Raw genomic sequence first — 11,664 nt, 5'->3', positions numbered from 1 at the left:
TCAACAAGCGTTTAAAAGGCCTTTGCAGCCCTCGGAAAGCGCCTTGAATGACCATTGGCGAAATTTTCCGGGCTTTTTTCATCGCAGGGCTTTACAGCTCAAAATCGCCTCCGTATAGTGCGCGCCATCGACGACGGCAACGTTGTTGATGCTGCCCAGGTGGTGAAATTGGTAGACACGCCAGCTTCAGGTGCTGGTGATCGCAAGGTCGTGGAAGTTCGAGTCTTCTCCTGGGCACCAAATTCAGATTAAACCCGCGAAAGCGGGTTTTTTCGTTTCAGGCCTCTGATTTTTAACAAGAATATTGAATTATATTTTTGATATCAGGGGTTTACAGATTAAAAAGCGCTCCGTATAGTTCGCTCCATCAACAGCGCAAGCGTTGTTGATAATGCCCAGGTGGTGAAATTGGTAGACACGCCAGCTTCAGGTGCTGGTGATCGCAAGGTCGTGGAAGTTCGAGTCTTCTCCTGGGCACCAAATTCAGATCAAACCCGCGAAAGCGGGTTTTTTCGTTTCCGGGGTTTGAAAACTTCCCCAAGGATTCTCCCCTCATCCGCACTTGAGAAGTTTTATCGTTTATCCTTGCAATGATTTGTTGCATACAAGCGAGGAACACTTCGGATGATGATCCGCGATAACCGTCTCAAGACATCCCTTCTGCGTGGCCTGACCCTCACCCTGCTTGGCTTGACGCTGCTCTCGCCCACCGCCTACTCCGCCGACAAGGTGTCCCTGACCCTGTACAACGGCCAGCACAAAGAAGTCGGCGATGAACTCGCCAAGGCCTTCGAAGCCAAGACCGGCATTCACGTCAACGTGCGCAAAGGCAGCAGCAACCAGCTCGCCAGCCAGGTCGTGGAAGAAGGCGCGCGCTCCCCTGCCGATGTGATCTACACAGAAGAATCGCCGCCGCTGAACAAACTCGGCGAGCAAGGCCTGCTGGCCAAGATTGATGCGAGCACGCTGGACGTATTGCCCAAGGATTACGTCGGCAGCAACGGTGACTGGATGGGCGTGACCGCTCGTACCCGCGTCGTGGCCTTTAACCCCAAACTGATCGCCGAAAAAGACCTGCCCAAATCGGTACTCGATTTCGCTGGCCCCGAGTGGCAAGGCAAAGTCGGCTTCGTGCCCACCAGTGGCGCATTTCAGGAGCAGGCCGTGGCGATTATCAAGCTGCACGGTCGCGAAGCTGCTGAAGAATGGCTGACCGGCCTGCGCGCCTTCGGCAAGGTGTACAGCAACAATATGGTCGCGCTCAAGGCCGTGGAAAACGGCGAAGTGGCCACCGTGCTGGTGAACAACTACTACTGGTTCGCCCTGAAGAAAGAAAAAACCAACCTGGATTCTCAGCTGCATTACTTCACCGATGGCGATGTGGGCGGCCTGATCACCGTGTCCTCGGCGGCGGCGCTCAAATCCAGCAAGCACCCCAAAGAAGCCCAGCAACTCCTGGCATTCATGGCCAGTGAAGAAGGCCAGCGCGTCATCACCAATACCTCGGCCGAATACCCGCTGCGCAAGGGCATGCAATCCAATCGCGGCCTCAAGCCGTTCAGCGAGCTGCAACCGCCGAAAGTCACCCCGGCAGACCTCGGCAACGCCGAAGAAGCCCTGGACCTGGAACGTGACGTTGGCTTGAACTGATGAACCCATCGCTACCCGCCGGGGTGTTCACCCCCCGGCGCAAACGCCCGTCGATCTGGTTGTTGTTACCCGTGCTGTTTCTGGTTGGCCTGAGCCTGCTGCCGCTGGTATATGTCGGGACCAAGGCCTGGCAGGCCGGCTGGGCGGAGGCGGTGCACCTGCTGTGGCGGCCGTATGTGTTCGGGCTGTTGCGCAACACCTTGGCTTTGATGGTTGGGGTGACGGTGGCTTGCGGCGTGATCGGCCTGTCACTGGCGTGGCTACTGGAGCGCAGCAACCTGCCGGGGCGACGCATCTGGGGAGTAATCCTGTGCCTGCCGTTTGCGGTACCGGCCTTTGTCAGCAGCTTTACCTGGGTCTCGCTGAGCGCCAACTTCGAAGGGCTTGGCGGGGCAATACTGGTGATGACCCTGTCCAAGTACCCACTGGTGTTTCTGCCGGTGGCGGCGACATTGCGCAATCTTGATCCATCCCTTGAAGAGTCGGCCCGCACGCTGGGACTGAATCGCTGGGGCGTTTTTTTCCGAATTACACTGCCGTTGCTCTGGCCCTCGCTGCTGGCCGGAGCCCTGCTGATCGCGCTGCATATGCTGGTGGAATTCGGCGCGCTGTCGATCATCGGCCTGCAAACCTTTACCACCGCGATCTACCAACAGTTCGAACTGGAATTCAGCAACGCCAATGCCGCGATGCTCTCGGCGGTGCTGCTGGTGATGTGCCTGACGCTGCTGTGGCTGGAGCTGCGGGTGCGCGGCAAAGGCCGGCATGTGCGCATCGGCCAGGGCGCGGCGCGGCATGCTGAACAGGTCAAGCTGGGCAAATGGTCGACCGTGGGCCAGCTGTACTGCCTGGCGCTGGCGATCATTGGCAGCGGCATTCCGCTGGGGATGCTCGCTTACTGGCTGGCAGTGGGCTCATCGGCGGCATTCCCGGTGGCCGAAATTGGTGAGGCGCTGCTGTCCTCTCTGGCACTGTCGTTGGGCGGCGCTGCACTTTGCCTGGTATTAGCTGTACCGGTGGGGCTGCTGGTGGTGCGCTACAAAGGCCAGTTGGCGATTTGGGCTGAGCGCCTGCCTTATCTGCTGCATGCCCTGCCAGGGTTGGTGATTGCGCTGACACTGGTGTATTTCGCCCTGCACTATGTGCCGGCGCTGTATCAGACCTCGGCGCTGCTGCTGATTGCTTATGCGCTGTTGTTTTTGCCGCTCGCTCAGGCGCCGATTCGAACCGCACTGAACAAAGCTGCGCCGCAATTGGAAGAGGCGGCACGCACGCTGGGCTCCTCGTCGTTCAGCGCGTTTTGCCGGGTGACCTTGCCGATTATTTTCCCGGCCTTGGGGGCGGCGTTCGCGTTGGTGTTTCTGGATGCGATGAAGGAGCTGACGGCGACTTTGCTGCTCAGCCCAACGGGGCTGAATACCCTGGCGACTGCCGTGTGGGCGCATACCTCGAATGTTGAGTTTGCGGCGGCGGCGCCGTATGCGGCGCTGTTGATTCTGGTGTCGGGGTTGCCGGTGTATCTGCTGACGACGCGGATGTATTTGAGCCGCTGAGACCGCTATCGCAGGCAAGCCAGCTCCCACATTCGATTGCATTCCAACGCTGGAACTCGGTCAAATGTGGGAGCTGGCTTGCCTGCGATGAGGCCGGCGCAGACGACGCTAAGCCCGAAACTGCCCCAAGCTCGCCTTCAACTGCGCCGCCAACCCATCCAGCACCTTGCCACTGGCCGTGGTTTCCACCACCGCCTGCGCGGCCCGCTCGGCCTGGGCGTGGATCACCTCGACCCGGCCACGCACCGCATGCGCGCCCTGGGCCTGGTGCTCGGCCGCACGCGTCGCCAGGCCAATCGCCGCATGCACTTGCTCCACCGAAGCCTGCACCGACTGTTGCAAGCGCACACTGTCGCGCAGCACCAACAACCCTTCATTCGCCTGGCGCCCGGCCTTGCCGATGGTTTCCACCGCTTCCCGTGCGCCCTGCTGCAACGCCACGATATGCGCCTGGATATCCCCAGTGGAGCTTTGGGTTTTACTCGCCAGCGCCCGCACTTCGTCCGCCACCACCGCAAAACCTCGCCCGGTCTCACCGGCACGCGCCGCTTCAATCGCCGCATTCAGGGCCAGCAGGTTGGTCTGCTCGGCAATCCCGTGAATCACCGTCAACACCACTTCGATCTGCTCGCTTTGCTGCGCCAACCGCTCGATCACCTGGGAACCGGCCTGCACTTGCCCCGCCAGCGCTTCGATCAGGCTGCCGACCTCAGCCGAGGTCCGTGAGTTTTCGTCCGTGGCCTGGCGAATACCCACCACCTGCTGCAACGCTGCCTGCATTGCATGGCTTTCGGCCTGGGCCTCATCGGCCATTTGCGACAGAGCGCGCAAGCTTTCGGCAACTTCGTCGCGCTGCAAACCGGCCGCCTTGTCAGCCCCGGCATTGCGCAAGGTCATGGCGCCGATTTCGACGCCGGTGCGCTGTGCCACATCGCCGGCCTCACGCACGATTGGCTGCAACTTATCCACAAAGCGATTGACCGCCGAGGCCATGTCGCCGATTTCGTCCTTGCTATTGATCTGCACACGCTTGGTGAGGTCGCCCTCGCCCGCCGCCAGGTCGTCCATGGCGGCAATCAACAACTTCAGCCGATTGACCACACGGCGCCCCAGCACGATGGCGATCAGCAGCAATACGCCAAACCCGACAAGGGCGAGCCCCAGGCCGATGCGCCAGCGCAACGCTCCCGCAGCGTCCTGTACGGCGCTGCTGGTGTTGGCGGTCATCTGGGTGGCAGTGGCTTGCGCCGATTGCAGGCGCGCGCCCATGGCCGCTGCGCTGTCGGCGGCGGCGCCTTTGAGGCTGTCACCGACCAACTGATCACTGCTCGCGATCAGTGCGGCAAAACGCTTGTCCAGCGCCGCCAGGTCGGCCTCTACGGCTTTGGTCGAGACGCCCATGCGGACTTTGCCGATCTCCGTGCCGTTGGGGCTGATGGACGCCTCGACGTAGAACACCGAAGGGTCGTTTTTAGCCGCATCCAGGACCTTATCCAAGGCTCGGTCGCCCTTGCCCTTGTCGAGCAGTGCCTGGTTGATCGGGTTTTCGCGATTGAGGTAACGGGTCAGGTGCTCGCCAGCGGCGTCGTCATACACCACGAACAACACGTTGGGATTACGCTGGGCGCGCCGGGCGAACTCCGACAATGTCGGCACGTCGCTGTCCCACATGGCGCGGGGCGCCACCGACGCCAGCAGTTGGGCCATGTCATTGGCCGAGTCCTGCAGGTCTTTTTCCAGGGTCGCACGCAGTTGCTTCTGCTCCTCTTGCAGGCGCGTGGAAAGCCCTGCGGTCAGGCGCTGGCGCGTGCTCGAAGACAAGCTGTCCAGGCTCGAGGTGACTTCCTTGCCGGCTTGCGCCAGCTCGCCAGACAGTTTCTGGCTGTCGGCACCCAGGCGGCTGCTTAAATCCGCTTCCAACGCCGTCACGGTGCTTCGCGTCAGGGCAACGGCCACCAGCACTTGCACCAAAAGAGCGATACCTAGGGTAACGAACACCGGCCGCAACAGCCGGCTTTGTAACAATGAGAGAACGGCAGACACGGTAAATCCCTCCACCACGGGTGCCATTAATTTGATAGCACCGCGAAAGAAAGAACCGTAGCAAGGGTCGTGCCGATTGCCAGCCGGCCACAAAAAAGGGCTCCCGAAGGAGCCCTTTGCTTTTTACATCAACAGCTTATTAAGCGAACGGGTGACGCAGAACGATGGTCTCGTTGCGGTCCGGGCCTGTCGAAATAATGTCGATCGGCGCGCCGATCAGCTCTTCAACACGCTTGATGTAGGCACGAGCATTGGCCGGCAGTTCTTCCAGGGTTTTGGCGCCCACGGTCGATTCGGTCCAGCCCGGCACTTCTTCGTACACAGGCTGCAGGCCTACGTAGCTGTCAGCGTCGGTCGGTGCAACATCCTTGCCTTCGGCATCTTTGTAGCCGATGCAGATGTTGATGGTTTCCAGGCCGTCGAGAACGTCCAGCTTGGTCAGGCAGATGCCCGAGATGCTGTTCACATCGATAGCGCGGCGCAGGATAACGGCGTCGAACCAGCCGCAACGACGGGCGCGGCCAGTGGTAGCACCGAACTCGTGACCTTGCTTGGCCAGGTGCGCGCCGACTGCGTCGAACAGCTCAGTCGGGAACGGGCCCGAACCCACGCGCGTGGTGTAAGCCTTGGTGATGCCCAGGATGTAGTCCAGAAACATCGGGCCAACGCCCGAACCGGTCGCAACGCCACCCGCGGTGGTGTTGGAGCTGGTCACGTACGGATAGGTGCCGTGATCGATGTCCAGCAACGAACCCTGGGCGCCTTCGAACATGATGTCTTTGCCGGCGCGACGCAGGTCGTGCAGCTCGGCGGTCACGTCCAGCATCAGCGGCTTGAGCAGCTCAGCGTATTCCTTGCACTCAGCCAGAGTCTTTTCGAACTCGATGGCCGGCTCTTTGTAGTAACCCACCAGCATGAAGTTGTGGTAATCCACCAGCTCACGCAGCTTGTCTTCAAAGCGCGGCATGTTGAGCAGGTCGCCCACACGCAGGCCACGACGTGCAACCTTGTCTTCGTACGCCGGGCCAATGCCGCGACCGGTGGTGCCGATCTTCAGCTCGCCACGCGCCTTTTCACGGGCCTGGTCCAGCGCAACGTGGAAGGACAGGATCAGCGGGCAGGACGGGCTGATACGCAGGCGCTCGCGCACCGGTACGCCTTTCTCTTCCAGCTTGGTGATCTCACGCAGCAGGGCGTCAGGTGCAACCACAACACCGTTGCCGATCAGGCACTGCACGCCTTCGCGCAGCACGCCCGACGGGATCAGGTGCAAAACGGTTTTTTCGCCATCGATGACCAGGGTGTGGCCAGCGTTGTGGCCACCTTGGTAGCGCACTACGGCGGCAGCATGTTCGGTCAGCAGATCAACGATCTTGCCTTTGCCCTCATCACCCCATTGGGTGCCCAGGACTACGACATTCTTACCCATAACACTTGTCCTCATTCGCGCAAACTTGGTGCCGGCGATGGCCGGCAGGAAAACTCAAGAAGCCAGTGGCGATACTTGCCAAAGCCCGTTCTGCAGAATCAATTGCCGGTCGCAGTCCGCTTCACGGGCGGCGGCCAATGGCTGCCCAGGCAAAGCCTGGACAACACGCTGACCCTCACTGCGCAACTGGCAAACCTGCTGCCAGAGTGCTGCGTCCGTACTGTCGGGCATCCAGATGCCACCAGACGGCAGCTCGACCTCAGCACGCCCCAGGGTCACCAGGGTTTTCAAATCGGTAGAAAAGCCAGTCGCCGGACGTGCGCGACCGAAGTCAGCGCCGATATCGTCATAACGACCGCCCTGGGCGATGGCCTGGCCAACACCCGGCACAAAAACGGCAAACACCACACCGGTGTGGTAGTGATAGCCGCGCAACTCACCCAGGTCGAAATACAGCGGCAACTCGGGGAAGCGCGCCGACAACTGCTCGGCAATCGCAAACACATCATCCAGTGCAGCCAATACCGGCGCCGGCGCATTGGCCAGGCGCTCACGGGCAGCCACCAGCACTTCACGGCCACCGCACAGGTTCACCAGTGCGCGCAACATGTCGGCCAGGTCCGCAGGCACGCCTGCAGTCAGGGCGATGACTTCATCGATAGCCTTGCGCTGCAAGGCATCGAACAACTGTTGCTCCACTTCACCGGACAAACCAGCCGCACGGGCCAGACCACGGTAGATACCAACGTGGCCCAGGTCCATGTGTACATCCGGCACATCAGCCAGTTGCAGCATGGCCAGCATCAGGCTGATCACTTCAACGTCGCTGCTCGGGCTGGCATCACCGTACAACTCGGCGCCCAACTGGATCGGGCTGCGCGAAGACGACAAAGCACGCGGCTGAGCATGCAGCACGCTGCCGGCGTAGCACAGGCGGCTCGGGCCTTCGCGGCGCAGGGTGTGCGCATCAATGCGCGCCACCTGCGGCGTGATGTCGGCACGGAAACCCATTTGCCGGCCCGATTGCGGGTCGATGACCTTGAAGGTGCGCAGATCCAGGTCCTGGCCCGCGCCGGTCAGCAGGGATTCCAGGTACTCGATATGGGGGGTCACGACAAACTCGTAACCCCAGCTCTGGAACAGATCCAACACCTGGCGACGCGCTACTTCAATGCGCGCAGCTTCTGGTGGCAGTACTTCTTCGATGCCATCTGGCAGCAGCCAGCGGTCTACCGTTGCCATTACGCCATTCCCCTATGATCCGGGCGGCCAGCCCTCGGCCGAGCCTTGAGTGAAGCAGAAAATACCCACGCTTTGCATAATCCACGCGCAAGAGCGACGTGACGAACGGCCTGCCAGCGGCCTCGTCGGGCACTTTCCTCGAAAAACCTGTGGCGCCTGCCGAATCAAACATGCAGACGCAAAAAAGCCGGGAATTTCCCGGCTGCCGCATCATACACCCGTTTTCTGAAAGGATCACCCCGCCAGGCATTTTAGCCGCCCGACGGAGTGCGCCCTAAGGTCACAGGCTTGGTTACTTGGACTTTTCCAGGTAGCGGAAGAAGTCGCTGCTTGGGTCCAGCACCATGACGTCGGTTTTGTTCGCGAAGCTTTCACGGTAGGCACGCAGGCTACGGTAGAACGCGTAGAACTCCTGGTCCTGGCCGTAAGCCTTGGCGTAGATCGCCGCAGCTTGAGCGTCGCCGTCACCACGAGCCTCTTCAGACTCGCGATAAGCCTCTGCCAGCAGTACACGGCGCTGACGGTCGGCATCCGCACGGATACCTTCAGCCAACTCGTTACCTTTGGCGCGGTGCTCACGGGCTTCACGCTCACGCTCGGTGCTCATACGCTCGAACACGCTGCGGTTCACTTCCTTCGGCAGGTCGATAGCCTTGACCCGGACATCAACCACTTCAATGCCCAACTCTTTTTCTGCCATCGTGTTCAGCGAACGGGTGATGTCAGCCATCAGCGCATCACGTTCACCGGATACCACCTCGTGCAGGGTGCGTTTACCAAACTGGTCACGCAGGCCCGATTCCAGACGGCGCGACAAACGCTCGTCGGCAATCTGCTTGAGGCCGGAGGTCGCGGTGTAGAAGCGCTCGGCATCCTTGACGCGCCACTTGGCGTAGGCGTCAACCATCACGGCTTTCTTTTCCAGGGTGAGGAAGCGTTGTGTCGGTGCATCCAGGGTCATCAGGCGGCCGTCGAACTTGCGCACCTGGTTCACGTAGGGGACTTTCACATGCAGGCCCGGCTGGACATCCGCCTGCACCACACGACCGAATTGCAGCAACACCGCGCGCTCGGTCTGAGACACGATGTAGAAGCAGTTCCAGGCAGCGATGACCACGACGACGCCCACAATCAGGGCGGTCAGCGATTTATTGCTCATCAACGACTCTCCCTGGTACGTGTTTGCTGTTGCAGCAAGTCAGCGGCCGCACGGGCGCTCGCTTCGTTGGCAGCGGCATTCGAGCTGCTGGACGGTGCGCTGGTGCCGCTACGACCACCTTCGATCATCTTGTCCAGCGGCAGGTACAGCAGGTTGTTCTGCCCACCTTTGCTGCCGGTCACGAGAACCTTGCTGGTGTTGCTGAAAACTTCCTGCATGGTGTCCAGGTACAGACGCTCACGCGTGACTTCCGGAGCCTTGCGGTACTCGGCAACCAGTTTGGTAAAGCGATCCGCCTCACCCTTGGCGCGGGAGACCACTTCGTCGCGGTAACCGTTGGCATCTTCAAGGATACGCTGGGCCTGACCACGGGCTTCCGGTACGACACCGTTGGCGTAGGTTTCAGCCTGGTTGCGCGAACGCTGCTCGTCTTCACGGGCGCGGATCACGTCATCAAAGGCTTCCTGCACTTCGCGCGGTGCAGCTGCGCTCTGTACGTTCACCTGAGTGACGGTGATGCCGGTGCGGTAGGTATCGAGGAACCGCTGCAGGCGCTCCTTGATCTCGCTGGCCATCAATTCACGACCTTCGGTCAGCACCTGGTCCATGGCGGTGGAACCCACCACATGGCGCAGGGCACTTTCGGTTGCGTGTTGCAGGCTGATTTCCGGCTGATCAACGTTCAGCACGAAGTCCTGCAGGTTGCTGATCTTGTACTGCACGGTCAGCGGCACTTCGACGATGTTCTCGTCTTCGGTCAGCATCTGGCCCTGCTTGGTGTAGGCACGCTCACGCGTGACGTTCTCCATGTACTTCTTGTCGATCGGCGGGAAATAGATGTTCAGGCCTGGCCCGACAGTCTCGTAGTACTTGCCGAAGCGCAGCACAACAGCCTGCTCCTGCTCGTCCACCACGTACACGGCGCTGTACAGCCACACGGCTGCGAGCACGACAAGCCCGAGGCCCAGCAGGCCATAGCCGCCGCCCTTGCTTGTGCGACCGCCGTCGTCACCACCACCACGTTTTTTTCCACCACCGAACAACCCATTCAGGCTTTCCTGCAGCTTTCGGAAGGCCTCGTCGAGATCTGGTGGCCCCTTGCGGTCGCCATTATTACGGCGTTTACCACCCCAAGGATCCTGATTATTCGAGTTGCCACCCGGCTCATTCCAAGCCATAGCGCTCTCCATCTGATAAAGCAAAGACGCACCCACGGCGCGCCGACCAATGCTACAGAATGCCTGCTACTGCGGCACAACCGCTTTCGGAGGCTTTTATTGCAAAGTGTGTTGTTCGATGAACTCTGTCGGTACCACACCTTCACGGCTGACCAGCCGATTCAGCTCCGAGCGCGGCAATCGAACGGCCAGCAAGCTGACACCTTCTTCGTCGTATTCTTCTTTCTGTACGGCGCCCAGTTCGAAAAACTGTGCACGCAGTCGAGCAAAACGTTGCGGCAAGCGCAAGGTGCCGACAAACAAATCGCTGCCCAGCAGTTCGGCAATCGCTTGTTCAAGCAACTCCAGACCACTGCCATCGCGCGCCGACAGCCATACCCGCTGGGGCTTGCCGTCTTCATTGCGCTGGATTTGCGGCTCAACGCCCTCAAGCAAATCGAGTTTGTTATAGACCTCGAGGATCGGCAAGTCTTGTGCACCAATCTCGCCCAGCACCACCATCACTTGCTCGATCTGCAACATGCGATCCGGTTCGGCCGCATCGATCACGTGCAACAGCAGGTCGGAATTGCTCGACTCTTCGAGCGTAGACCGAAATGCCTCGACCAGCTTGTGGGGCAAATGACGAATGAAACCTACTGTGTCGGCCAGGACAATCGGCCCCAGGTCGTCGATATCCAAACGGCGCAAGGTCGGGTCAAGGGTGGCGAACAGTTGGTCGGCCGCGTACACGTCCGATTTCGTCACGTTGTTGAACAGCGTGGATTTGCCAGCGTTGGTATAGCCCACCAGGGACACGGTAGGGATATCCGCACGCGAGCGACCACGGCGTGATTGTTCGCGCTGGCTGCGTACTTTTTCCAGGCGGCCCTTGATCTGGCGCAGGCGCACCCGCAGCAGGCGGCGGTCGGTTTCCAGCTGGGTTTCACCCGGGCCGCGCATGCCGATGCCACCACCCTGGCGTTCAAGGTGAGTCCAGCCGCGTACCAACCGGGTGCTCATGTGGTCAAGCTGGGCCAGTTCTACCTGGAGCTTGCCTTCATGGGTACGGGCACGCTGGGCGAAAATATCGAGAATCAGACCGGTGCGGTCGATCACGCGACACTCGAAAACACGTTCGAGGTTACGTTCCTGACTGGGCGTGAGGGTGTGATTGAAGATCACCAGATCGGCTTCTTCGGCGTGAACCAGGTCGCGCAGTTCCTCGACCTTGCCGCTGCCTATCAGGTATTTGGCGGTTGGCCGATGACGCGGTACGTTAAAAAACGCAACGGTCTCGGCGCCGGCCGAATTTGCCAACTCCTGAAACTCCTGCGGATCTTCGCGCGCCTCAGGGTCCTGTCCATCCAAGTGAACGAGGATTACTCGCTCACCACCACCGTGGCGCTCAAAGAACAAAGGAGACTCCTA

Annotated in this window: 8 protein-coding genes and 2 tRNA genes; 4 read left to right on the top strand and 6 right to left on the bottom strand. The window is 60.4% G+C overall.

The genetic code is table 11. From position 1 onward, the window contains the following. Nucleotides 1-153 precede the first annotated feature (153 nt). The 4 genes from HX790_RS15290 (at nucleotide 154) to HX790_RS15275 (ending at nucleotide 3,203) form a co-directional block, all read left to right on the top strand. A tRNA-Leu gene (locus tag HX790_RS15290) sits at nucleotides 154-240 on the top strand. Between the two features lie 153 nt (nucleotides 241-393). Further along, nucleotides 394-480: transfer RNA gene (locus tag HX790_RS15285), tRNA-Leu, on the top strand. Between the two features lie 144 nt (nucleotides 481-624). Next, nucleotides 625-1,650, top strand: coding sequence for an extracellular solute-binding protein (locus tag HX790_RS15280; RefSeq protein WP_017138455.1), 1,026 nt, complete (start codon nucleotides 625-627; stop codon nucleotides 1,648-1,650). Next, nucleotides 1,650-3,203, top strand: coding sequence for an iron ABC transporter permease (locus HX790_RS15275; protein WP_099548096.1), 1,554 nt, complete (start codon nucleotides 1,650-1,652; stop codon nucleotides 3,201-3,203). Before HX790_RS15280 ends, HX790_RS15275 begins: the two co-directional genes overlap by 1 nt. Nucleotides 3,204-3,311: 108 nt before the next feature. Here the strand turns inward: HX790_RS15275 and HX790_RS15270 are convergent, their stop codons facing one another. The 6 genes from HX790_RS15270 to hflX all read right to left on the bottom strand — a co-directional run bounded on the left by HX790_RS15270 (nucleotide 3,312) and on the right by hflX (nucleotide 11,652). Then, complete coding sequence (locus tag HX790_RS15270) at nucleotides 3,312-5,246, bottom strand: methyl-accepting chemotaxis protein (protein ID WP_017138457.1); 1,935 nt, start codon at nucleotides 5,244-5,246, stop codon at nucleotides 3,312-3,314. A gap of 139 nt (nucleotides 5,247-5,385) precedes the next feature. Further along, nucleotides 5,386-6,675 (bottom strand): adenylosuccinate synthase, encoded by a 1,290-nt coding sequence (locus HX790_RS15265; RefSeq protein ID WP_017138458.1) that lies wholly within the window; start codon nucleotides 6,673-6,675, stop codon nucleotides 5,386-5,388. 54 nt (nucleotides 6,676-6,729) lie between these two features. Further along, on the bottom strand, nucleotides 6,730-7,917 hold the full coding sequence (locus HX790_RS15260; RefSeq protein WP_017138459.1) for an ATP phosphoribosyltransferase regulatory subunit: 1,188 nt from the start codon (nucleotides 7,915-7,917) through the stop codon (nucleotides 6,730-6,732). 292 nt (nucleotides 7,918-8,209) lie between these two features. Further along, the gene (gene hflC, locus HX790_RS15255) at nucleotides 8,210-9,076 is read right to left on the bottom strand and encodes a protease modulator HflC (RefSeq protein ID WP_017138460.1); all 867 of its coding nucleotides are present in this window, start codon (nucleotides 9,074-9,076) and stop codon (nucleotides 8,210-8,212) included. After that, on the bottom strand, nucleotides 9,076-10,254 hold the full coding sequence (gene hflK / locus HX790_RS15250) for an FtsH protease activity modulator HflK (RefSeq protein WP_017138461.1): 1,179 nt from the start codon (nucleotides 10,252-10,254) through the stop codon (nucleotides 9,076-9,078). The genes hflC and hflK overlap by 1 nt, the downstream gene beginning before the upstream one ends. Nucleotides 10,255-10,350: 96 nt before the next feature. Beyond that, the gene (gene hflX, locus HX790_RS15245; protein ID WP_176991757.1) at nucleotides 10,351-11,652 is read right to left on the bottom strand and encodes a ribosome rescue GTPase HflX; all 1,302 of its coding nucleotides are present in this window, start codon (nucleotides 11,650-11,652) and stop codon (nucleotides 10,351-10,353) included. Nucleotides 11,653-11,664 lie beyond the last annotated feature (12 nt).

Origin of the sequence: Pseudomonas sp. IPO3747 (assembly GCF_013385245.1) — a bacterium.
GTDB lineage: Bacteria > Pseudomonadota > Gammaproteobacteria > Pseudomonadales > Pseudomonadaceae > Aquipseudomonas > Aquipseudomonas edaphica.
The sequence above is the reverse complement of the archived record's forward strand: the minus strand, read 5'-3'. Positions and strand labels throughout refer to the sequence as shown.

Bases quoted from the DNA above. Each gene is read 5' to 3' on its own strand.
- HX790_RS15275 (WP_099548096.1), top strand. From the start codon at position 1,650: ATGAACCCATCGCTACCCGCCGGGGTGTTCACCCCCCGGCGCAAACGC.
- HX790_RS15260 (WP_017138459.1), bottom strand. From the start codon at position 7,917: ATGGCAACGGTAGACCGCTGGCTGCTGCCAGATGGCATCGAAGAAGTA.
- HX790_RS15265 (WP_017138458.1), bottom strand. From the start codon at position 6,675: ATGGGTAAGAATGTCGTAGTCCTGGGCACCCAATGGGGTGATGAGGGC.
- hflC (WP_017138460.1), bottom strand. From the start codon at position 9,076: ATGAGCAATAAATCGCTGACCGCCCTGATTGTGGGCGTCGTCGTGGTC.
- HX790_RS15280 (WP_017138455.1), top strand. From the start codon at position 625: ATGATGATCCGCGATAACCGTCTCAAGACATCCCTTCTGCGTGGCCTG.
- hflK (WP_017138461.1), bottom strand. From the start codon at position 10,254: ATGGCTTGGAATGAGCCGGGTGGCAACTCGAATAATCAGGATCCTTGG.